The 1,127-nt window shown below is 59.9% G+C and carries 1 protein-coding gene; it reads right to left on the minus strand.

All coding sequences use genetic code 11. The annotated features are described in order from the left end of the window. Window positions 1–1,127, minus strand: a 1,127-nt coding sequence (locus tag LQV45_RS34640) for a glycosyltransferase (protein WP_230012450.1), incomplete at both ends; no start/stop codon positions are given.

The following is a 1,127-nucleotide window of genomic DNA, read 5'->3' on the forward strand; positions in this document are numbered from 1 at the left end:
CCGCCATATGGTGCAGTTTGCGGTCAACGGCCTGCGACATCACACGGCCCCACTGGAGTGTCACGGAGCGGTCATCAAAGCGCTCAGCGGTCTCCCTGGCGGCCTGCCGCATGGCTTCCAGTTCCACGCTCGAAAGTGATCCCTGCCGGGCGATCCGTTCGGCCAGCCCCTCGATATCCCCAGCCTCGACCAAATATCCATTGACACCATCAACAATGATGTCGGCCGGTCCGTAGGGCATGTCGTACGCGATCGGAATGCAGCCAACGCTCATCGCTTCCAGGAGCACCAGCGGGAGGCCTTCCATGCGGCTGGTCAGAAGCATGAACGAAGCCTGCGAGAGCCGCTTCCTGGGCTCGCTGTCAAAGCCGCCAAGGTGGACACTCTGGTTCAGGCCAAGCTTGGAGATGAGTGTCTCCAGCTGTTTCCGGACCGGTCCTTGGCCATAGATGGTCAGGTCGAACGGCGCTCCGGCCAGGGCATTTGCCTTCCCAATTCCTCGTATGGCGTGGTCTATCCGCTTACGGTGCGTAAGGCCCGCCAGCATCACCCCGTGGTCCTGGGAGCGTCCGACCGAAGACGGCAGTTGTTCCGGTAGTTCGGTACTGTTGGGCACCACGAATGTGTTGCCGGGCCCGAACGCCGCATCCACATCATCCTTCTGGCGCTCAGTCAGCAGCACGATCCCGTCATAGGTATCCAACCGCTCAAAGACATAACGGCGTACGGAGCTCAACTCGCCGTTCGGGGGTACCTGGCCGGATGCCATGTGCGAATTGTGGATAAGGTGCAGGGTCACCACATTGTCGCGGCGGAAACGCGTGATGAAATTCGCGGTGGTCTTACTGTCCACGATCATGAAGGTCTCCTGGGTGCCCACAACCATGTCCAGCCAGAGAAGGTACAGAGGCCACATCTTGTTCCAGCCTGCTACTGGCTCCCCGTTGTGGTCACAAAGGGTAATAAGCCGGCCGCCCTCCACGCCTCGCTCGTTGATGTCGCGCTGATCCGAGACGAAAAGGCTCCCATCCGCACGGAAATAATCAATTTGAAGTGTTTTTTCCGCCGCGGCATCGAGGCGTATTCTCCGTCCGAGGGATCCCCGGGAAATTTCCGCAGTATGGGGC

Source organism: Microbacterium sp. Bi128, from assembly GCF_918698205.1.